Genomic DNA, 20,888 nt, shown 5'->3' with positions numbered 1-20,888 from the left:
GGAGTTTGGGGGGAAATGGACACTTCGCACGACCTCTTGGTGCTGGCGCGCGACGGGGACGACCGCGCGCGCAACGGATTCTGCGAGCGCTACCGCGTGCCCCTCGCGCGCTGGGCGCGCGGGCGCCTCCCCAGGTGGGCTCGCGAGCGCATCGACACCGAGGACATCGTTCAGGATGTGCTGATCGGGACGATCCGGAACCTCGAACGGTTCCGCGAGCGGAGGCCGGGCGCGATCGAGTCGTACCTGCGGCAGGCGGTGGACAACCGCGTGCGGGACGAGGTCCGGCGGACGCGCTTGAACCTGGGCGGACACGTGGAGAGCGGTGTGGATGAGCCGGTGGACGACGGCCCCTCCCCGCTCCTCGAGGCGATCGACCGGCAGAGGTTCGAGAGTTTCGAGCGCGCGCTCTCGCTCCTGACCGACGAGGTCCGCGGCCTCGTCTTCGCCCGCTTCGATCTGAGGAAGAGCTACGCGGAGATTGCCGCGGAGTTCGGCAAGCCGTCGGCGGACGCCGCGCGGATGGCGGTGGGACGGGCGCTCGTCGCGCTCGCCGGCGCGATGGTGAACGGTGCCTGAACGCGACCGGCTCTCCGAGCTGGCCGTTCGGGTCGCCGACCGCGAGGCGATCGACTGGGCCCTCGAGCGTGCGAGGCCTTCGAGCGGCGACGAGCTGCGCCTCGTGGAGGAGCTCGCCTCGATCGACCGTCTCGTCGCCGCCATTCGCGCCGCGGAGGCGGCGCCTGACGATGCGCTGACGGGTCTCACGCTCGGTCCGTACCGGCTGGAGGCCGCGGTCGATCGCGGCGGGATGGGCGACGTCTACCGTGCGTTCGACGAGAGCCGGGACATCGCCGTCGCGGTCAAGGTGCTCCATCCGGCGATCGCGGCCCGGCCCGACGAGAGGAGGCGATTCCTCCGCGAAGCCCGGATCGCGCGGCGCGTCGACCACCCGTCCGTCGCGGTGGCGCTCGAGGTCCTCGAGCACGACGGGCAGATCCTCATCGTGATGGAATGGATCGACGGCGAGCCGCTGTCCGCCCTCCTCGCGCGCGGCCCCGTCCCTCCGGATCGCGCGGCCGCGCTCGTGCGGTCAATCGCCGAGGCGTTGGCCGCGGTCCATCGGGCTCGCATCATCCATCGCGACGTCAAGCCGGGGAACGTCATGCTCACCCCCGGCGGAGCGATCAAGCTCATGGATTTCGGCGTGGCGCTCCAGACGATGACGTCCGAGAAGATGGAGGAGAGCCTGGATCGCCTGACCCGGGAGGGGCGCAGCGTCGGAACGATTCGCTACATGGCGCCCGAGCAGCTTCGCGGGGAAGCGGTCGACGAGCGGGCCGACCTCTTCGCCCTCGGCATCGTGGCGTGGGAGATGTTCACGGGCGTGCACCCGTTCCTGCGCGCGACGAGCTATGCGATCGCCGCAGCCACGCTCGACGATCCGCCGGGCTCGGCGTCGCGTTGGCCGCGGGAGGCCGGCGCCCTGAAGCCGGTCGTTCTCCGATTGCTCGAGAAGGATCCGGCGCGGCGCACGCCGAGCGCCGACGCTCTCATCGTCGATCTCGACCGAGCGGGGTCGCGCCGGCGGACCCTGCTCGACCGGCTTCTCCGGAGACGGCCTTAATCAGCTCAGATGGCCCTTTCCCGAGTCGCCCATCGCGACACCCTTTGGGAAGTATTCCTTCCAGCGACGGTCCACGAGGCGCGCGGTCGCCTCGTCGGCGGCCAGCTCGTCCGGAAAGCCGGGGTGGCGGCGCGCGTCGATCGCGATCGGCGGCGTGAACGTGACGTGGTTGCGCACGATCCGGGTCGCGGCGGCGTGAACGTCCGCGCCGGGCTCGAATCGCGTGAAGGTCGTCCAGAGGAAGTTCATCGTCGAGGCGACGGCGCGCGCCGGCTCGTCGGTCACGACGAGGAGCGGCCACCCGGCAAATGAAGGGTGCGCGGCGAATCTCGCGGCCGCGCCGGGATCGTCGGCGGAAGAAGGGGCGCCGACGACGAGGCATCCGGGACAGAAGACGCGCGGATCGCGCGCGTCGGCGGGAGGCGATACCTGCGGCTTGTACTCGCGGGGAAGCTCGCGCACCGGATCGCCGAGACCGAGCCAGACGCCCTTCGAGCCTTCGTTCACGACGGGGCCGGTGTAATCGAGCGTGTCCATCGAGACGTTCGAGAAGACGAAGAGATCGGTCTCCGGCCGCGTGCGCGCGAGCAGATGCATGAGGACCGTCTTGAAATCCTTGAGATCGACCTCGCGATCGACGACGAGGAGGAACTTGGTCAGCGAGAGCTGCCCCTCGCCGAGGATGCGGAACGCCGACGCCATCGCCTCGCGCTTGTAGCGCTCGCGGACGACGGCGGCGGCGAGCGAGTGGTACCCGGTCTCGCCGTACGACCAGAGCGCGCGCACCCCCGGCATGACGAGGGGGAACAGCGGAGAGAGAAGGTCCTGGAGGAGATCGCCGATGAAGAAGTCCTCCTGCCGCGGCTTGCCGACCACGGTCGCGGGGTAGATCGCGTCCTTGCGCCGCGCGACGTGGGAGACCTCGAAGACGGGGTAGTCGTGCCGCAGCGAGTAATAGCCGTAGTGGTCGCCGAACGGTCCCTCGGGACGGCGAACCTTCGGGGGCACCGAGCCGACGAGCGCGATCTCGGCCTCCGCGATCAGGGGATGAGGTCCGGGGCCGGCGCAGGTCGCGAGCTTCTCGCCGGCGATGAGCGACGCCAGCATCAGCTCGGGAACGTTCTCGGGGAGCGGCGCGATCGCAGCGAGAATCAGCGCCGGCGGCCCGCCCAGAAAGACGGTGACGGGCAACGCTTCGCCGCGCGTCTCGGCGACGGCGTAGTGGAAGCCTCCTCCCTTCCCGATCTGCCAGTGCATCCCGAGCGTCCGCGGATCGTGGACCTGAAGGCGATACATGCCGAGGTTCGTCGATCCGGTGTCGGGGTGCCGCGTGAGCACGAGCGGAAGCGTGACGAACGGCCCGCCGTCCTCCGGCCACGTCGTGAGCACGGGGAGGCGGTCGAGCCGGACATCGGAGGTGACGATCTCCGCCACGGGTCCTCTCGTGCGCTGCTTCAAGCCGATGCGTCGCGCCTCGAAGAGGAGATCGCGAGCGCCCCAGAGCTTCGCGGGCGTCGGCGGCAGGATCGTCTCGACGAGGCCGGCGAGGCGGCGGACGAGCTTGGGAGCTCTCTCTCCGAAGGCGAGGCGCGCGCGCCTCTCCGTGCCGAAGAGATTCGTCGCGACCGGGACGTCGGATCCGTCGACGGTCGTGAAGAGGAGCGCCGGCCCTCCCGCCGCGATGACCCGCCGGTGAATCTCCGCGATCTCGAGCTTCGGCGACACCCGGGCGGTCACGACCGCGAGGTCGCGGTCCATCTTCAAACGGTCGATGAACGGACGCAGGCTCGGAAAGGTCGGCTCGGACATGGAGCGGCATTATGATCGATCCATGCGTGTCGTCCTCGCGATCCTCCTCGTCACCTCTTTGTATGCCTGCGGCGGCGCCCGAGAAGCGGCACCGCCGCCTCCGGCTCCGCAAGCGGCCGAGGACGAAGGCCCGCCCCTGAGGGGTACCCTCGTCCGTTCGGGAGGGAGCGTCGAGCTTCAGGTGTGTGGCTCTCCCGCCGGGCGGACCGTCCGGCTCGCCGACCCTCACGGTCAGCTCGCCGGCGATCTTCCGGCCTACGTCGAGCTTCGCGGAACCGCCTCGGTCGACGGCAGCACGTTCACGGTGTCGAGCGTCGGGCGTGCACGGAGCGCGCACGAGGGAAGCGGCTGCGAGACTCCCGTGTTCGACGGCGACTTCGAGGTGCGCGGGCAAGAGCCGTCCTTCACGATCGACATCCGCGACACCGGCATCGTCTACCGCTCGCCCGACGAGCCGAAGGGCGTGACCTACCCGTACGGCGTCACCCCGAACGCGACCGGACGGCGCGAGTACGCGTCGAAAATCGAGGGCGCTCACGGGTCCACGCTCGACGTCGTGCTCGAGCCGGGGCGCTGCCTCGATGCGAAGTCGGGCGAGATCTTCGCCTACAAAGCGCTCGTCACGCGGAACGGCGCGAAGCTCGAGGCTTGCGCGGCCGCGGGAGTTCCAACGGGTGGCTTCGGCGATGCCCCGCTCGACGAGCTGGCGCGCTGGCTCGGAACCTACCCCGCCCCGTCCACGTGGACGACCCCTCCGATCGGCGCCCGCCTCGACGTGCTCCTGGGCCCGAAGGCCGCGGCGTTCCGGCAGCACGTCGCGGTGCGCTCGCCGCTCATGAAGGACGGTGGAATTTACTACGTCGTCGGCAACAGGGCGCACGAGGGCGGCCTCGACAACGCGATCTTCATGGCCGACCCTGCGACCGACACGATCAACGTCGTCCTCTTCCGCAACGGCGAGCGCGAGGAGTTCAAGGAAGGCGACCGCGCGATCGAGCCGCCCGAAGAGGTCAGGAAGATCCTCGGGAGCCTTCCCGCTCGGTGACGATCGCGGCGACGAACCCCGGACCCGCGTCGATCGAGTCGAGACGCCACCGGCGTGCGCCGTCGGCTCTTATGGAACCGTCGGCAACGCGGACTCCCATCGGGACGTCGAACGAGCGCAGCGGATAGGACAGACCGTCGCCGATCGCCTTGATGAAGGCTTCCTTGCGAGTCCAGCAGCGGAAGAAGGTCTCGTTCCAACGCGCGTCCGAGATGCCGCCGAAGGCGCGCCGCTCGTCGTCCGAGAAGTAACGGCGGGCGATCTTCTCGCCGAAGCGGACCGGGCGCACGTTCTCGATGTCGACGCCGATCTCGCCGCCGTCGGTCCACGCGATGAGCGCGCGCCCGCCCGCGTGCGACAAGTTGAAACGAAGCTCGTTTCCCTCGAGCGACGGCTTCCCGTTGGGGCCGTACCGGAAGGCGATCGCTCGAGGGTCGGCGCCCATCTCGCGCGCGAGCGTGCGCCGGAGCGCCGACCGCGCCATCGCGAAGCGGCGACGATCCTCCTCACGCAAGAATCGAGCTGCGCGAGCGAGCTCGTCGGGCGCCAGGACCGTCCGCGCAGCCGCGACATCCTCGGCGCCTGCGTCGAGATCGACGATCTCCCAGCGCGGCATCATCCGGCGCTCCCAGAGTTTCGGAAGCTGTCCCCCTAATCCGCGCCTTTGCGGACGAAGAAGACGAACGCCGCACCTTCGGTGGCCGACGAGAGCAGCTCGTTGCCGGTGTCGTCGGCCCACGCCGGGATGTCGGCGAGGGACCCACGATCGGTCGCGATGATCTTGAGCACCTGCCCCGCGGCGAGCGCCTTCATCTCCTTTGCGGCCCGCACGACCGGCATCGGGCACGAGAGGCCGGAGGCGTCGAGCAAGCGGTCTTCCTTCACGTCGCTCACGATTCCCTCAGACGAACAGGGTGAGATGGCAGCGCCGCGCGTGCGAGAGGAACGCTGCGGCGCCGCCGAACGTGACGCCGGGGACGAAGTCGTCCGCGGTGAAGCCGAAGACGTCCATCGTCATCTGGCAGGCGATCAGCTTCACGCCGGACTCGCGCGCGACGTCGAGCAGCTCGCGGATCGGCGCGACGTTCTTCTTCTTGAACATCGACTTCATCATCATCGTCGCGAACCCCTGCATGCCGGGAAGCGCGTTCACGAGGTCGGGCATCGGCACCGGCATCGGCATCCCCGGGTTTGCGACCGGTGACACCTTGAGACGCGATTCGAACTCCTTGTGCACGACATTCAGGCCGTAGAAGGTGAAGAAGATCGAGGTGTCCATCCCGGCGGCCGCCGCGGCGGTGCCGAGGATCAGCGGCGGATACGCCCAGTCGAGCGTCCCCTTCGAGGCGATGATCGCGGCCTTGCGCGACGCCGTGTCTTTCTTGAACGCGGCTTCGATTTCTTCGCGAACGATCCGGCGGATCGCTTCTTCGCCGAGCGTGGCCTCGATCATCATCGCAGTATAGCTTCGACCGCTGCGTCCGCGATCCGCTCGCTGGCGACGGCGATCGGCGAGACGATCGTCATCCCACGGCGCCCGTGGAGGTGCTCGGACAGCTCGGGCGAGATCAGACGCAGGACGATCGGGACCTCCTCGTGCCGCCGCCGCACGGCGAGGGCCATGCGCAGGTTGACGGCGTCGGAGTCGGTGAGCGCCATGACGACGGACGCGCGGCCGACCGCCGCCAGCTCGAGCGATTCGTCGAGCCCTGCGTCGCCGACGATGACGTGACGGCCCTCCGCGCGGAGCTGGGCGGCGTTGACGCTGCTGCCTTCCCGCTCGATGACGACGACGCTGCGGCCCTTCTCCGCCAGGAGCTGTGCGACGCGAAATCCGACGTTGCCGGCGCCCGCGATCACGACGTGATCGCTCCCGCGCTCCGGCACCCGACCTTGCAGGACGTCGAAGCGCCGCGCGACGAACCACCCGGTGATGAGCGCGTAGACGAGCGCGAGCAGTCCGGCGCCGCCGATCATGAGCGCGATCGTGAGCAGCCGGGAAGGGATTCCGGCGGCGCCCATCGGAACGTCGCCGAACCCCGTGTTCGTGATCGACTCGACGACGAAGTAGAACGCGTCGAACGGCGAGAGGCCGAGCGCCCGTGCGAAGAACCAGACCGAGAAGACGACGACGAGGGTCGTGACGATCGTGAGACGCACGAGGATGGGATCGACGCGGAGAGAGGAGCGCGCGTGCGACCGGCCCTCGGCGGACGGGCGCGCTGTCCCCGCGGGCAACGCAACCTTCTCCGCCAGCTCCGCATATCGAGGGGAAGCGAGACCGGACACGCTCAGGATCGTCAGGCCGGCGCCCGACTCCTCGAGATACGCGCCGAGCGACGGATCGAAGATGCGCGCGACGATCGGAACTTCGGGGCTCAAGCGTCGCGCGGTGAGGGCCGCGTCGACGTTCTCCGCATCGTCGTCCGCGGTCAGGACCAACGCCGCCGCATCCTGAAGCCCGGCGGCCTGAAGCGCCCCCGCGGATCTCGCGACGCCGACGCACACCGGGACGCCGAGACGCTCGAGCTCGTGCGCGTAGCTCGCGGCCTCCGTTGGTGCCGCGAGCGCGCGCGCGGCGATTCCTCGTGCGATGAGCCGGCGAATGACCGCGACGCCGAGCGCATCGAGCCCGCAGACGAGGATGGGACGCTCCAAGATGGGCGGAGTATAAGTGGGGACATTCTGCTTTTTCTTCTACAGAGGGGACAGCTTCCGAAACTCGAAGTGCTTGAGTTTCGGAAGCTGTCCCCTCTGTAGAAGAAAAAGCAGAATGTCCCCATTTCAGTGGAAGTCGCGGCTCGCGATCTCGGCGGGACTCGTCTCGATCCGAGGCCGCCAGAACGAGTCGGCGATGAGATGCGTCACGCCGTCCTGGACCTGGAGCTTGCCGCTCACCCCGAGAAACGACGCGGTCTTCACGAGCACGCGGAATTTCTCGTAGACCTTCGACCACACGACGACGTTCACGAACCCCGTCTCGTCTTCCATCGTCATAAACACGACCCCCGACGCCGTCCCCGGCCGCTGCCGGCAGATGACGAGCCCCGCATAGCGCACCCGCCGCCCGTCCGGCATGGATCGCAGCTCCCCTGCTTCGGGCAAGCGCTGCGCGCGTAGTCCTTCGCGCAGCGGTTCGAGCGGATGCCCCTGCGCCGACAGGTTCATCGTGTCGTAGTCCCACCCGATCGACTCGAAGAGATCGAGATCCTTGAAGGCAGCGGGAGACTCGTCGCTGGGAAGGGAGTGAACCCTGCTCATCCGCACACTCCCCTTCGCGGCCCACAGCGCTCCACGCCGGTTCTTCTCGAACGCCGCGAACGCGCCCGACTCGGCGAGGCGCGCCGTCGCGCCTTCGTCGAGCTTCGCCCGCTTGACGACGTCGTCGATGGAGACGAACGGCCTCTCCGCTCGCGCTTCGAGAAGGCGCGCAGCGACCGCCTCGTGAAAACCTTTGACGTAGCGAAGGCCAAGACGGCAGGAGTCGTTACTGTCGACTGTCGACTGTGAACTGTTGCCTTTCTCCAGCGTGCACTCCCACTGGCTCACGGTGACGTCGACCGGCAGTACCCGCAGTCCATGCCGCTTCGCGTCCTCGATGATCGTCGCGGGCATGTAGAAGCCCATCGGCTGCGCGTTGAGGAGCGAGCACGTGAACACATCGAGGTGATGCTTCCTCATCCACGCCGTGGCGTAAGCGATGAGCGCGAAGCTGGCGGCGTGGCTCTCGGGGAAGCCGTACTCGCCGAAGCCGCGGATCTGCTCGAAGACGCGCAGCGCGAACTCCTCCTCGATCCCCTTCGCCGTCATGCGTGAGACGAGGCGGTCGCGGTGGCGCTCGATGCGCCCCGATTTACGCCAGGCGGCCATGTCGCGGCGGAGCTGGTCGGCTTCGCCGGGCGTGTAGTCGGCGGCGACCATGGCGAGGCGGATGACCTGCTCCTGGAACAACGGAACGCCGAGGGTCTTCGCGAGGACCGGCTCGAGGCACGCGTGCGGGTAGATGACTTTCTCTTCTCCCGATCTCCTCTTCAGGTAGGGATGGACCATGCCGCCGGTGATGGGGCCGGGGCGCACGATCGACACCTCGATGACGAGGTCGTAGTAGTGGCGAGGCTTCAGGCGCGGAAGCATCGCCATCTGCGCGCGGCTCTCGATCTGGAAGACTCCGACGGTGTCCGCCGCGCAGACCATGTCGTACGTCGCGGGGTCTTCCTTGGGGAGCGTCGCGAGCGAGAGGTCGAGCCCCTTGTGCGCGCGCAGGAGGTCGAACCCCTTGTGGAGCTGGTTCAGCGCGCCGAGGCCGAGGAGATCGACCTTGAAGAGCCCGAGCTCCTCGATCATGTCCTTGTCCCACTGGATCACGGTGCGACCTTCCATCGTGCCGTTCTCGACCGGGACGATCGTGCCGACCGGCTCGTGCCCGAGAAGAAAACCGCCGGGGTGGATCGAGAGGTGCCGAGGGAAGTCGAGCACCTCGGAGGCGATCTGGATCAGATGCTGATGCGTCGGGTGCTCGGGGTCGAGCCCCGCCGCCGCGAACGCCGACGGGTCGACGTCGCCGTATGCCGGAAGGATCTTCGACACGCGGTCGAGCGAGGTCTCGGGGACACCGAGGACCTTCCCGACTTCGCGCACCGCCGAGCGCACGCGGTAGCGGATGACGTTCGCCACCATCGCGGCGTGCGTGCGGCCGTACTTGGCGTAGACGTGCTGGATGACCTCCTCGCGCCGGTCGTGCTCGATGTCGAGGTCGATGTCGGGCGGCTCGGCGCGCTCGCGTGAAAGAAACCGCTCGAAGAGGAGGCCGAGCGCGACCGGATCGACGGCAGTGATCCCGAGCACGTAGCAGACCGCCGAGTTCGCCGCCGAGCCGCGCCCCTGGCAGAGGATCCCAGCCTCGCGGCAGAAGCGGACGATCTCCCACATCGTCAGGAAGTAGCCGCCGTAGTCGAGCTCCTCGATGAGCGCCAGCTCCTTGTTGACCTGCTCGGCGACGGCGAGCGGAATCCCTCCTCCGTAGCGCTCGGCCGCGCCGCGGAAGGCGAGCGTGCGCAGCCACTCGGACGACGTCTTGCCGTCGGGGAGCTTCTCGGCCGGGTAGCGGTAGCGGAGCTGATCGAGCGAGAACGTGCAGCGCGCCGTGATCTCTTTCGTGCGCGCGACCCCCGCGGCATCGTCTTCGAAGAGGGTCTTGAACGCGACCTGCGTCTTGAGCGCGTGCTCGTCGTTGGGCTTGAGCAGGCTTCCCGCCTCCGAAAGCTTGACCTTGTACCGGAGCGCGGTGAAGACGTCTTGCAAAGGGCGTCGCGCCTTCGTGTGGTAGAGCACCTCATGCGCCGCGGCGACCGGGATCGCGAGCTTTCCCGCGCGTTGCCGCAACCTCGCTTCTTGTCTCGGCTCTTCCGCACGGCGGTGGCGCGCCGCCACCGCGTAGAGACGGTCGCCGAACGCTTCTTTCAATCCATGGCCGACGAAGAACGGATCGGGCTCCTTCGTCATGAGCGAGCGCTCGCCGCCCCACAACGCGATCACGTCACTTGCGTGCTCGTAGACCTCGCGCCACCCGACGACGCTCGTCCCCTTCTCGGAGCGCCGTCTTCCGATCGTCAGAAGTTGGCAGAGGTTCCCGTACCCCGCGCGATTCGTCGCGAGGAGCACAACTGTCGAGCCGTCCTCGATCGACACCTCGGACCCGACGATCAGCTTGACGCCGGTCTCCTTCGCCTTGACGTGCGCCTCGACGATGCCGTAGACGCCGTCGCGATCGGTGAGAGCCAGTGACGAGAGGCCGAGCGACGATGCGGCCTCGATCAGCTCTTCAGGCTGCGAGGCGCCTTCGAGGAACGAGAACGAGGATTTGCAGAACAGGGGGACGTACATGAGCGCGCACTACTCCACTTCCCCCTGGAGAAACCATCTGTTCTTCCCCCGGTCGTAGAAGACCCACAAGTTCTCTCCCGACTTCGTCTCCGCGAAGTGGTACTCGCGGAACGCCGGCTGCTTCCACCAGAAGCCGCTCAGCGCGTAAGGCCCGTTCACCTTCACGACGGGCCCCTGCTCGAGGCCGCGCAGCAGCCAGCCGTCGGGCTCGTGCCGCTCGCTCGGCGGCAAGGGAACCGGCGTGGCGTAGAGGCGGCGAATGAGACGAGGCTCGTCGACGGGACGCGGCTTCGCTTCGGTGAGCGACGTCAGCGGAACCCAGGCGAAGCGCGCCTCGGGAAGATGCGCGTCGCGCGGCTCGGCGCGCACGACGGCATCGTCGCCGAGCGCCGCCTTCACGCGGGCGAGGGCGCGCGATCCGGCTTCGAGATCGCGGTGTTTCTTGACGCCGAACAGCTCGCGCTGTTTCTCGACCGCGACGACCTCGCGGGCGACGAGGCGGATCTCCATGACGCCGTCGGGAAGATGCCGCACCGCCCGGAGGCGCAAGCGGATCAGCTCCATGAGCGTCTTCGCGACGAGCGTGGGGGCGGCGGGCTGGATCGATTCGAGGTGGTCGCCCAGGCGCTCGAAGAGGAAGCCAAGCTGAAGCTCGGCGAGCGCGCGGCCCTTCGCGGCGATCTCGTCGAGGAACGGCGGGATGACCTCGCCCAAGCGCGCGATGATCCGCTCGGCGTCGCTCTCGGGATCGTCGAGGATGAGGCGGCGCATCGCGGGCACGTCGGGGTGCTCGGGGGTGAGCGGCTGCGTCAACGCCCCCGAGGCGAGGCGATGAAGGCGGCGCACCTCGGGGCCGAAGCGCACGCCGACGCCGTCGAGCGGGAGGTCAACGAACTGACCGACGGTTGTGACGCCCAGCTTGACGAGTGTGTCTCGTGCTGCAGTGGGGAGTGAGAGCCTGTCGAGTCTCACTTCCCGGGCAACTTCGCGTTCTTCGACGGGTGTGTTGAAGACGATCGGGAAGGAAACGTTCCCCTTTTTCGCAGCAAGGCGGTATCCGGGGAGCCTTGCAAGAAAAAGGGGAACGTTTCCACTGCGCCTGTCTTTGGAAACAGCGTACGTGGCGAAACGATCGAAACCCACCGTGAGCGAAGCGACGAACCCGGAACGCACGATCTCAGCGTGCAACCCCGACGCCCACTCCACGACTGAGCCGAAAAGTCTTTCCAGCCCTTTCGCGTCGAGCCAGAAGACGCCGGGCTCCCCCTCCGCGGGCTCGACCCGAGGCGTGAAGCGACGGAGCAGCTCGGCGATGCGAGCGACCTCGTCTTCGATCTCGCGCTTCGAGACGACGGCGGCGCGCAGTCCCGCCGCGAGCGAGAGGCCCGCGGCGTAGCGCATGCCGGTCGTGATCGAGGCGGCGCGGGCTTTCTCGTTGATCCACAGGATCGGCGCCTGAGGCGTGTCGGCCTCGACGACCGCGGCCGGGTGCTCGCGCCACTCCGGATGCTTGCGCAGCAGGAGCTGGAGCGGGAAAGCGGGAAGATCAATGCAAGCCGTCCGGTCCACGACACACCTCCGCGATGTTCCAGGTCGTCCCCTTCCGCTTGTCTTTCAATGCCACGGCCTCGCACCGGAAGCGGCCGCCCTCGCCGCGCCGGCGCGCGGCGGCGTGCGCGCGCAGCGACACGAGCGGGCCCAGAGACGCCCGCGTCGCCTCCTTCCCCGTGAGGCACACGACGGCGGCGCGGTGCTGCTTCGCCAGCATCGCGAGGCGCGAGGAGGCGTGCATCGGCAAGCGCGCCTCGCGGCCGAGATCGAGCACGACGAGGCCGAACGCCCCCGACCGCACGAGGAGATCGGCCGCCTTCGCCGCCGCGAGCGCATGGCCGGCCCACACGACCGCGAACGCGGCGAGATCGACCCCGGCATCGGCCGCATCGGGCGGATAGAACGGCGCATCCTTCCGGCCGATCCATGCCGCCGGCTCACCCTGCCGCTGCGCGTCGAGCACGAGACGGAACGCGAGCGTGAGCGGCGCCCCCGCGGGGGTCGCGGACAGCTCGGTGAGGCGCGAGGCGAAGGTGGAGAAGCGCCAAGAAGGGTTCACAGTCGACAGTTCACAGTTGACAGTCTCCGGACTCTGAGCTGCCGCCTGTGAACTGTTAACTGTGAACTGTGAACTTCTGCTCACTCCAAGATTCTCCGCACTTCCACCACCTTGCCGAGGACCTTCACTTCGCCCGGCTCCGGCACGATCGGCGCGTAGGCGTCGTTCTCGGGATGAAGCTCGATGCGGCCGCGCTTGATGCGGAGGCGCTTGACCGTGGCTTCGTCGCCGACGAGGGCGACGACGATCTCGCCGGAGTCGGCGCGCGGCTGACGGCGCACGACGACGACGTCGCCGTCGAAGATGCCGGCGTCTTTCATGCTGTCCCCGCGCACGCGCAGGCTGAAGAGATCGCCCGGGGCCCGGCGCGTCTGCACGGGGAGATGCCCTTCGAGATCTTCCACGGCGGTGTCGAGGGGACCGGCGGGCACGCGCCCCAGGAGGGGGACCATGACCGTCGGCGGCTCACCCCGCCCGGGAAGGCGGAAGCCGCGCGCGACCCCCGGCTCTTTTCCGAGCCTTCCTTCTTCGACGAGGGCGTCCAGGTGCTCGCGCGCGGTCTGAGGCGACCGGAAGTCGAAGGCCTCCATGACCTCACGCACCGTCGGCGGCTGCCCCGCCGCCAACCGGTCGCGAACGAACCGGAAGACCTTCTCGCGTGTCTGGCCGGCCGGCGTGCGTCCCATGCCCTGCCACTCCTTCTTCGATTCCGTGCGTTGCCTGAATATACCGTACATTTGTATGGTACGCAAAGGAAACAAGACGAAATGCGTTAAGCTCGACTCATGTCGCGTTCCTGGCTGGGGCTCGGGATCGCAGCCGTCATGACGGTGGCATCGTCCGGTCGCGCCGCCACTCCGCCGGCCGGCTTCCAGGACACCCAGATCGTCGATGGGACTTCCGCGACCGGCGCGAACACGCCCACCGCCGTGGCCTACGAGCCGGGTACGGGAGCGCTGTTCGTCACCGAGCAAGGTGACGGTACGTCCAGCGGCACCGCGCGCGTGCGCCGTCGCGACGTCAACGGCAACGTCACGACCGCCGTCACGATCTCGTGCGTCGACAGCGTCAACGAGCGGGGCCTCCTCGGCATCGCCGTCGATCCTGACTACACGACGGCGGGGCACCGGTACGTCTACCTCTACTTCACGCGCCACGTCGACGATCCCGGAGGGGCGTGCGCCTTCCAGGGCCTGCCGGCGGGCGGCTACAACAACGTCGTGCGTTACACGGAGAGCGGCGGAGCCCTGACCGGCCAGCAGGTGCTCCTCGTCGGCCCTCACCTCGGCGCGAACAACCACGACGGCGGGGCGCTGCGCTTCGCCGCGGACAAGACGCTGTTCATCTCGATGGGCGACAACGCGACCGCGTCGCAGCCGCTGCCGGCGGCGCGCGACCTGAACGATCTTCGCGGCAAGATCCTGAGGATCAACCGCGACGGCTCGATCCCGGCCTCGAACCCGTACTACGGTCAGTCCGGCAAGCGCGGCGAGATCTGGGCGTGGGGCCTCCGCAACCCGTTCCGGATGTCGTTCGATTCGCAGTCGGGACGGCTGTACATCGCGGACGTCGGCGAGGACACGTACGAAGAGGTCGACATCGGCGTTTCGGGCGGCGATTTCGGATGGCCGTGCTTCGAAGCGAACGCGGCGTACCTACCGTGCACGCCGCCGCCCACCGCCGACATCAAGCCGATCTACTACTACGGTCACGGCTCACAGACGCCGCCGGTGTCGGGCGACACGATCATCGGCGGCCCGGTCTATCGCGCGGCCGCGTTCCCCGCGGCGTATCGCAACCGGTACTTCTTCGGTGATTGGGCTGCCGGTTGGATCCGTAGCGCCGCGGTAGGGCCGAACGGAGGCCTGTCCGACGTCCAGATGTTCATGCCGGACGCGAGCAGCGTCGTCGACATCGTCGTGTCGCCGGCGGGATGCCTGACCTGGGTCAACAACTCCGGCCAGGGCGTGCACAACGCTTGCTCCGGCGCGATCGTCGCGGACTGGGACGGGTCGGGGCGCGTCGACGGCATCGACCTCGCCGCCCTCGGACGCGCTTTCGGCGCGGCGATCGGAGATCCGAGATACGACGCGACCCTCGATTTCACGCAGGACGGAGTGATCGACGGTGACGACCTCGCCGTCCTCGCGTCCGAGTTCGGACTCTCGGTCGGCGGCTAGACGGGATCAGCTTCGCCCGGCGTTGCGGGCGTGCCGGAACCCCTGCGAGGCGAGCCATCCCGGGAGGATGAAGCCGAACCACGACATCCAGACCGGGGGCGCCCATCCGGCGACCGAGATCGGCCAGTGAAACACGAGGCGGAGAAGATGGAACAACGAGACGATCGAAAAGATGCAGGCCGACATCATCAGGTACGTGCGCATTCTCATGTGTGCGTCACCATGAGCGTGTAGCCGTCGGGATCGACGACCGGGAATTCGCCCTGCGGCGAGTAAAACGGAGAACGGATCTCTCCGGTCCTGATCCCCGCCTCCTCGAGGGCCGCCTTCGCCCCCGACACGTCGTCGCAGTAGAGGTAAAGGAGGACCGCCTGCGAATCGCGGACGAGGGGCCCCGACGCCTTCGCGAGCATGAGCTGCGCTGCGTCGCTCTCGATCCACGCCCATGTCACCGGCCCCTCACCCGGCCCCGGGTGGAGGTTCATGACGCGGAAGCCGAACTCCTCATAGAACGTGATCGAGCGCCCGACATCCTCGACGTGGATGAGCGGAATGCTGTGTCGAACCTGGAAGGGCATGGAATCCTCGCGCGCGGATTGTCCCACAGTGGCGAGGCAGCATCCCACCGCGAGCTCAGGACGGTCCACGGAGCGACGCAACAACCTCGGTGACCACCTCGTCGATCGTGAGCCCATCGGTGTTGACGGTCGTCACGCCTTCATCTTGGGACGGCTCCTCGAGCGTCGCGAACTGGCTCGGCAGGAGCGCCGCCGGCATGAAGTGCCCGACCCGATGCGAGAGGCGCGCCGCGATCGTCGCCTCGCTCGCCCGCAGGTAGACGAAGCGAATCGCGCTCCCACCCGCCGCAGCGAGCCGCTCACGGTAGACGCGCCGGAGCGCCGAGCATGACACCACCCCTCCCGTTCCGTCGGCGACCCGGGCCGCGACCCACGCGCCGATCGCGTCCAGCCACGGCCATCGGTCGTCATCGTCGAGCGGGCGCCCCGCCGCCATCTTCGCGACGTTCGCCGCCGGATGGAGCGCGTCCCCTTCCTCGAACGGCACGCCGAGCCGCTCCGCGAGCAACGCGCCGACGGACGACTTCCCACTTCCGGAGACGCCCATGACGACGATGACGGGACGAGAGGTCACGCTCTACAGTTTAGACACCACGAGCGTCGCGACATAGTCCGACGGTAACCGTTGCTGTCCTACCGTAGGAGACGGCGCCAGCTTCACGAGCGTGACCGTGTACTGCTCGTAACTGACGACGTTCGTCCCCGCCGCGCCGCCGAACGTCAGCGCACGCGGCGCGACCGGCGCATCGGGCTTGGACAGAGCGATGCTGATCGTCGCCTGGCCGGAGGACATGCAGGTTGCCGGTGCGGGGCATCGCGAATCTTCGTCCAGCGCCGTGAAGAAGATCGTGAGCTCTTCGTGGGGAAGTGTGACCTGGTCCTGATACGGAACCTGAACCGGACGACCGAGCGCCCCGAGATTCGTGCCGCCGTCCGAGCACGAGGAGAGCGCAAGAACGACAACGGGGATCACGGACAGCGCCAGCCGCTTCATGGCTCCCTCCCGCTTACCCGATTGATACGTTGGCAAACGGGATTTCGCTTGGTGGTGACGTCAACTTTGCTGCAAGAAAGCAGCCGTCAGGCCCGTGCCCCTTTCTTGTCGCCCAGGACGAACCCGGCGGCCGCTGCAACCGGCAGGGCGATCAAGCCGTAATCATGGGCAGAGCTGGAATTTCTTGAACTTCATCGGAGTATGCTCGTAGTCTCTGACGATGCTCAGAACATCCACCGCGATCGTCTTCTGTGCCTTGCTGGCGCCCTCGGTCGGGCTTGCCGCCGATCTTACGCCCGACGCGGCGTACGACCTGGCGGCGCGGCCTCTCTTCACGAAGGGCCCGCCTCCCGAAGCGGACCAGCTCGCGGCCGCGCGCAAGGTCATCGAGGCGCAGGCGAAAGCGGAGCCGAAGGAAGCGAAGTGGGTGTATGCGCTGGGTCGCATCGCGGACGTGGAAGGCGGCCGGGCGCAAGGCGACGAACGCAAGGCCAAGCGCAAGGAAGCGCTCGAGCAGTTCGAGAAGGCGGCCGAGCTGAAGCCGGGCGACGCGGACTATCAATATTGGATCGGCTCGGCGTCGTTCGATCACATCGACGACGTCAACTTGCTCTCGCAGATGTCTCTGGCATCGAAGGGGCGGAAGGCGTTCGAGAAGGCGATCGAGCTCGATCCGAGCCATGTGGCCGCGCGCGTCGGCTTGGCGACGTTCTACATCGAAGCGCCGTCGATCGCGGGAGGGAGTCCGGAAAAGGCGAAAGTGCAGGCCGAGGGGCTCTTGACCCTTCCCGGCAAGCGCGGCGAATTCCAGGGCCGGATGGTGTTGGCGCGTCTCGCGGGGGACGCGAAGAAGTGGGATGAGATGCTGACGCAGCTCAGGGCCGCCGAGACGGCGGGCGGCGACGGCGCCGACCCGATGGTCGCGCTCCGGAGTGAGGCGAGCCTCCTCTTGACTGAGAAGAAAGACGCGGAGGCAGCGGCACCGATCGTCGAGCGCTACAGGCAGGCCGCGCCGACGGACGACATCAGCTCCTTATTTCTCACCGCGGAGCTCGCGCGCCTGCAGGGTCGGTGCGCGGACGCGGTGCCGAAGTACGACCAGGTCTTGGCGAAGGTCGAAGGCGCCAAGGGCTCGCGCTGGGGCGCCGCCGTCTGCAAGGACCAGCTCGGCCAGAAGGAGGCCGCGCGGCTGGACTACGCCGAGTTCTTGAATCGGTTCCCGAACGACGATCGCGTCAAGGATGCTAAGGCCGCTTTGAAGCGCCTTCAGTAGAGTCCGAGCTGCGCGAGGATCGTCTTCGACATCTCGCGCGCAATGAAGCCGGACGGGCGCTCGTCGGGCGATGGCCGCACGTCGACGTAGCGCGTGACGAACACGTACTGCTTGCCCTCGCGCTCCACGTGGCCGACGTACCAGCCGATCCAGAGCGTCGGCTTACCCGTGACGTCACCCGAGCCGGTCTTCCCGTTCAACACCCAGCCAGCGGGCGACGTGTCGACGAAGGTGATCTTCTTCGTCATGGCGAAGGCGTGCTTCGAGACCGGTAGCTCCTCGCGCCAGAACTTCACCCAGAACCGAACCTGCTCGTCGGGCGAGATCTGGAGCGACGAGCTGAGCCAGGCGCGCGTCAGTCCTCCCGACATGTCGCGGTTCCCGTAGTCGAAGCGGGCGAGGTAGTCCTTGACCTTGGCCATCCCGAGCTTCGGCGTGAGGCGCTGTGAGTACCAGACCACGGAGTTCTGCATCCAGGTCGTCGCCGTCTGGTCTTGATTCCAGGGGTCGCGGGGATAGTGCGTCCCGTCCCACTTCATGAACGAATTTTCGTCCTGGAGAATGCCTGCATCGAATGCCATGAGCGCCAACGGCACCTTGAAGGTCGAGGCCGGCGTCGTCCGCCGCGCGCACTGCGCCGCGTCGGAGCGCACGATGACTTTGTTCGCGGCGAGGTCGTACAACTCGAAGCATCCGTCGCGGCCCGCGAAGATCGCCTTGAACTCCGGCTCCGCGGCGGCCGCTCGAGACCCCGCCGTCACCGCCAAGACAACGACAACGGTCCAGATCACCTTCGACATGACCGCTAGACTAACCGACCAATGCCGATTCCAGCGCCGCCTCCCCTACCGAACGAGCACGGCGCCTGGACGATGGTGTCGATTCCGATCGTGCTCGGCCTGTGCGCCACCCACGCGGCGTCCCTTCCCGCATGGTCGACGGGGGCGGCGACGTTCCTCGCCTTCCTTGCGCACTACGCGATCGTGCCGTGGGCCGCGCGTACGCGCGTGGGGAAGCCCTCGCCTCCCGGCTACGCGGTGCGACGAATCGCGTGGGGCGTCGTCTACCTGGCCGGGTCGGTCGCGTGCTTCGCGCCGGCTCTGCTCGTCTCGCAAGCGCAGTCCGCGGTTCTGCCGATCGCCGCGACCTCCGCCGGCCTCGCCGCCGTCTACGCCGCCGCCTCGATCGTGGGCGCCGGCAGGATGCTCTTCTTCGAGATTCTGGGGATGGGCGGCATGGCGCTGGTCGCGCCGATGATGGCGGCGGCCGCCGGTCATCCCGTCTCCGACGCGATCTTCGCGCCGGCCTACCTGGCGCTCTCCTACTTCCTCTCGTCGGTGGCGTTCGTTCGCACTTACGACGGCGTGAAGCGGCACGAGCGGCCGGCGATCGCGCGGTGCCTCGCAGCGCAAGCGGCGATCGTCCTCGGCCTCATCGTCGTCGCCCGGCTCGGCGGCCTCGTTCCGCTCTGGTGGCTCTCGTGGCTGCCGATCGTGGGACGGTCCGCTCTCGGTGTTGCGCGACCCCCAGCGAATCTCCGCGCGCTCGGTGTGCGCGAGGCCTGGGTTGCGGTCGCCTTCACGCTCATCGCAGCCTCTGTCGTCGTCTGGTCGGACTGCACTCTCCCTCGACCGCCGGCAGGCTAGCGAAGCCCAACGGCAGCAAAACGAGCGGATCTAGGCTGAGTATTCCGCATTGCCGCAGGTCCGATCCGTCCGTATCGTCAACCGGTTGGGGGTGGGGCCATGCAAATAGGAAGAAGGCCGCTCCAAGGAGCGCGATCGACCGTTCTGCGTGCCGCGTCGTGTTTTGTCCTCGGCGTCCTGGCGCTCGGGTTGCCGGATGTCGCGGTGTGGGCCGGTCCCGCTTCGGTCCCGCGGCGTGCCGACGGTCTGATGCCTGGGATGGTTCCGTGGCGTGGCGAGGGAGTCGCGGCCCCATTGACGCTCCCGGCCTGCACCAATCCCCAACTCTCGTACTTCGGCGGGCCTCTCGTTCAGAGCCCGACGATCATCCCGGTGTTTTGGTCGACGGATGTCAATGCCACGCTCGTGGCCAACATCCCGCAGTTCTACGCCGACGTCACGAACAGCAGCTATTGGCAGTGGCTCTCCGAGTACGATTCCGTCGGCCTCTCGCCCGGCACGAGCCAGGCGATCTTGCCCGGTAACGGCCACGCCGGCGTCGTGATCACACCGCTGAAGTGCGCGCCGGGTGGGAACCCATGCAATCTCACCGATGTCGACGTGCAAAACGAGCTGGTCCGGCAAATCGGCTTGGGCGCGCTGCCCGCGCCGACGCTCGACTGCACGGGCAACGCAACCACGATCTACATGGTCCACTTCGCTCCCAACGTCCACCTGAGCCTCTTCCCCGGCTTCAACTCGTGCGTCGATTTCTGCGCGTACCACAACACCGGGGTTTACGGCCCGACCAACGTCCCTGTCGTCTATGCCGCGATCATGGACTACTTCACGGGAGCGTGCGCCATGGGGTGCGGGTCCGAGCCCACCCCTTTGGGGATATCGACCGACGTTGCCTCGCATGAGCTCGTCGAATCCGTGACCGACCCGGACATCGGTCTCGACACCGACGCCAACTACGCGTACCCGGCCGGCTGGGGCGACAATTTCAACAACTGTGGGGAGATCGCCGACATCTGCGACAGTGGCGCCGTCGGCGACACGATCACCGTCTCCGGCCGGACTTGGTATGTGCAGCAAGTGTGGAGTAACCAACAGGCCAAGTGCACCAGCACCGGCCCGGCGCCGGCTATTTGCTCCGGCACCACGGTCACCAGTTGCCGGAAGTGCTCGTGCGGTGACAACGGCCTCTCTTGCTCGGGCGCTGCCGCGGTCTGCGAGAACAATTCCGGCAACGTGCTGTACGGCGCCTGCGAACAATGCACGTCGGCCAATAACGCCTGCCCGAACGGAGCGTCGTGCTTGCAGTCGACGACACCGGCTCAGGACGACGTGTGCGCGTGTACCCTCGCCGCCCCGACCGGCGTGACGTCGTTGACGGAGAGCCAGCCCGTTCCAGGGACCGCGCGGTTGGGCTGGACGTATGGCGGCACCGATGCGACGGCGTTCGACGCCGTGCGCGGCGATCTTTCGTCGTTGAGGTCGTCGAACGGAAACTTCTCCGCCGCCACCACGACCTGCCTCGGGTCGGGCACCGTTGGGCCGATCGACGACGCGAGCGTGCCAGCGCCTGGGAGTGGATTCTGGTATCTCGTGCGCGCGGTCAACTGCGGCGGGAAGGGAACCTACGACTCGAGCGCGCGTGACACAGGAATCGCGGCCTCAGGCCACGACTGCAACTGACGCCGGCGTTCGCCCGCTTTGTTCTCGATCCGGCGCGATGCCGAGTGGCCTCGCGTGCGAGCG

General features: G+C 67.9%; 21 protein-coding genes. 7 read left to right on the top strand and 14 right to left on the bottom strand.

Annotation, left to right across the window (positions count from 1 at the left end; all coding sequences use genetic code 11):
• The first annotated feature begins 15 nt into the window (after positions 1–15).
• Together VFV19_09190 and VFV19_09185 are read left to right on the top strand one after the other, a co-directional pair.
• Positions 16–579 carry a sigma-70 family RNA polymerase sigma factor gene (locus tag VFV19_09190; protein ID HEX4824476.1) on the top strand — a complete coding sequence of 188 codons (564 nt, stop codon included), beginning with the start codon at positions 16–18 and terminating at the stop codon, positions 577–579.
• A complete protein-coding gene (locus VFV19_09185; GenBank protein ID HEX4824475.1) occupies positions 572–1,627 on the top strand; it encodes a serine/threonine-protein kinase in 1,056 nt (351 codons plus the stop codon). Before VFV19_09190 ends, VFV19_09185 begins: the two co-directional genes overlap by 8 nt.
• Here the strand turns inward: VFV19_09185 and VFV19_09180 are convergent, their stop codons facing one another.
• Positions 1,628–3,436 carry a UbiD family decarboxylase gene (locus VFV19_09180; protein HEX4824474.1) on the bottom strand — a complete coding sequence of 603 codons (1,809 nt, stop codon included), beginning with the start codon at positions 3,434–3,436 and terminating at the stop codon, positions 1,628–1,630.
• 22 nt (positions 3,437–3,458) lie between these two features.
• Here VFV19_09180 and VFV19_09175 point away from each other — a divergent pair, with 22 nt between their 5' ends.
• On the top strand, positions 3,459–4,481 hold the full coding sequence (locus VFV19_09175) for a hypothetical protein (protein HEX4824473.1): 1,023 nt from the start codon (positions 3,459–3,461) through the stop codon (positions 4,479–4,481).
• Here VFV19_09175 and VFV19_09170 read toward each other — a convergent pair.
• The 8 genes from VFV19_09170 to lexA all read right to left on the bottom strand — a co-directional run bounded on the left by VFV19_09170 (position 4,447) and on the right by lexA (position 13,160).
• Complete coding sequence (locus tag VFV19_09170; protein ID HEX4824472.1) at positions 4,447–5,100, bottom strand: 4'-phosphopantetheinyl transferase superfamily protein; 654 nt, start codon at positions 5,098–5,100, stop codon at positions 4,447–4,449. The genes VFV19_09175 and VFV19_09170 overlap by 35 nt on opposite strands.
• A 32-nt stretch (positions 5,101–5,132) precedes the next feature.
• Positions 5,133–5,375 carry a sulfurtransferase TusA family protein gene (locus VFV19_09165; GenBank protein ID HEX4824471.1) on the bottom strand — a complete coding sequence of 81 codons (243 nt, stop codon included), beginning with the start codon at positions 5,373–5,375 and terminating at the stop codon, positions 5,133–5,135.
• Positions 5,376–5,382: 7 nt separating this feature from the next.
• A complete protein-coding gene (locus tag VFV19_09160; protein HEX4824470.1) occupies positions 5,383–5,934 on the bottom strand; it encodes a DsrE/DsrF/DrsH-like family protein in 552 nt (183 codons plus the stop codon).
• Entirely contained in the window at positions 5,934–7,139 is a 1,206-nt protein-coding gene (locus VFV19_09155; protein HEX4824469.1) for an NAD-binding protein, read from the bottom strand. The genes VFV19_09160 and VFV19_09155 overlap by 1 nt, the downstream gene beginning before the upstream one ends.
• 126 nt (positions 7,140–7,265) lie before the next feature.
• A complete protein-coding gene (locus VFV19_09150; protein ID HEX4824468.1) occupies positions 7,266–10,364 on the bottom strand; it encodes an error-prone DNA polymerase in 3,099 nt (1,032 codons plus the stop codon).
• Positions 10,365–10,373: 9 nt separating this feature from the next.
• Positions 10,374–11,933 carry a DNA polymerase Y family protein gene (locus tag VFV19_09145; GenBank protein ID HEX4824467.1) on the bottom strand — a complete coding sequence of 520 codons (1,560 nt, stop codon included), beginning with the start codon at positions 11,931–11,933 and terminating at the stop codon, positions 10,374–10,376.
• Positions 11,911–12,474: a hypothetical protein gene (locus VFV19_09140; GenBank protein HEX4824466.1), complete on the bottom strand. Its 564-nt coding sequence runs from the start codon at positions 12,472–12,474 to the stop codon at positions 11,911–11,913. The genes VFV19_09145 and VFV19_09140 overlap by 23 nt, the downstream gene beginning before the upstream one ends.
• A gap of 80 nt (positions 12,475–12,554) precedes the next feature.
• Entirely contained in the window at positions 12,555–13,160 is a 606-nt protein-coding gene (gene lexA / locus VFV19_09135; protein ID HEX4824465.1) for a transcriptional repressor LexA, read from the bottom strand.
• Between the two features lie 99 nt (positions 13,161–13,259).
• On the opposite strand from lexA, the gene VFV19_09130 reads away from it, so the two are divergent.
• Positions 13,260–14,654, top strand: a complete 1,395-nt coding sequence (locus VFV19_09130) for a PQQ-dependent sugar dehydrogenase (protein HEX4824464.1) — start codon at positions 13,260–13,262, stop codon at positions 14,652–14,654.
• Positions 14,655–14,660: 6 nt separating this feature from the next.
• Here the strand turns inward: VFV19_09130 and VFV19_09125 are convergent, their stop codons facing one another.
• From VFV19_09125 to VFV19_09110, 4 genes are read right to left on the bottom strand one after another with little or no spacing between them, the layout of a single operon-like run.
• On the bottom strand, positions 14,661–14,864 hold the full coding sequence (locus VFV19_09125) for a hypothetical protein (protein HEX4824463.1): 204 nt from the start codon (positions 14,862–14,864) through the stop codon (positions 14,661–14,663).
• On the bottom strand, positions 14,861–15,232 hold the full coding sequence (locus VFV19_09120) for a VOC family protein (GenBank protein HEX4824462.1): 372 nt from the start codon (positions 15,230–15,232) through the stop codon (positions 14,861–14,863). The genes VFV19_09125 and VFV19_09120 overlap by 4 nt, the downstream gene beginning before the upstream one ends.
• 55 nt (positions 15,233–15,287) lie before the next feature.
• A complete protein-coding gene (locus tag VFV19_09115) occupies positions 15,288–15,806 on the bottom strand; it encodes a gluconokinase (GenBank protein ID HEX4824461.1) in 519 nt (172 codons plus the stop codon).
• A 3-nt stretch (positions 15,807–15,809) separates the two neighbouring features.
• Positions 15,810–16,226, bottom strand: a complete 417-nt coding sequence (locus VFV19_09110; GenBank protein HEX4824460.1) for a hypothetical protein — start codon at positions 16,224–16,226, stop codon at positions 15,810–15,812.
• Positions 16,227–16,446: 220 nt separating this feature from the next.
• Here VFV19_09110 and VFV19_09105 point away from each other — a divergent pair, with 220 nt between their 5' ends.
• Complete coding sequence (locus VFV19_09105; GenBank protein ID HEX4824459.1) at positions 16,447–17,499, top strand: TRAP transporter TatT component family protein; 1,053 nt, start codon at positions 16,447–16,449, stop codon at positions 17,497–17,499.
• On the opposite strand, the gene VFV19_09100 is transcribed toward VFV19_09105, so the two are convergent.
• Entirely contained in the window at positions 17,493–18,299 is an 807-nt protein-coding gene (locus tag VFV19_09100) for a penicillin-binding transpeptidase domain-containing protein (protein ID HEX4824458.1), read from the bottom strand. The genes VFV19_09105 and VFV19_09100 overlap by 7 nt on opposite strands.
• 21 nt (positions 18,300–18,320) lie before the next feature.
• On the opposite strand from VFV19_09100, the gene VFV19_09095 reads away from it, so the two are divergent.
• On the top strand, positions 18,321–19,145 hold the full coding sequence (locus VFV19_09095; GenBank protein ID HEX4824457.1) for a YwiC-like family protein: 825 nt from the start codon (positions 18,321–18,323) through the stop codon (positions 19,143–19,145).
• 258 nt (positions 19,146–19,403) lie between these two features.
• Positions 19,404–20,825, top strand: coding sequence for a hypothetical protein (locus VFV19_09090; GenBank protein ID HEX4824456.1), 1,422 nt, complete (start codon positions 19,404–19,406; stop codon positions 20,823–20,825).
• The last annotated feature ends 63 nt before the right edge of the window (positions 20,826–20,888 follow it).

The sequence above is a fragment of the Candidatus Polarisedimenticolaceae bacterium genome (assembly GCA_036275915.1).
Taxonomy (GTDB): Bacteria; Acidobacteriota; Polarisedimenticolia; order Polarisedimenticolales; family DASRJG01; genus DASRJG01.
Note: the sequence above shows the minus strand (reverse complement) of the source record. Positions and strands in the feature narration are given on the sequence as shown.